General features: G+C 59.2%; 1 rRNA gene. It reads right to left on the minus strand.

From position 1 onward, the window contains the following. Positions 1-255, minus strand: a 16S ribosomal RNA gene (locus tag MM817_RS16730); the annotation flags it as partial.

Here is a 255-nt window from a genome sequence, read left to right on the forward strand (position 1 = left end):
AGAAACCGCCTGCGCGCGCTTTACGCCCAGTCATTCCGGACAACGCTTGCCCCCTACGTATTACCGCGGCTGCTGGCACGTAGTTAGCCGGGGCTTCCTTCTCTGGTACCGTCTCGCATAGAGCATTCCCTCTCCATGCCGCTCGTCCCAATTGACAGAGCTTTACAATCCGAAGACCGTCATCGCTCACACGGCGTTGCTCCGTCAGGCTTTCGCCCATTGCGGAAGATTCCCTACTGCTGCCTCCCGTAGGAG

Origin of the sequence: Sulfoacidibacillus ferrooxidans, from assembly GCF_022606465.1 — a bacterium.
GTDB classification, from domain to species: Bacteria; Bacillota; Bacilli; order Alicyclobacillales; family SLC66; genus Sulfoacidibacillus; species Sulfoacidibacillus ferrooxidans.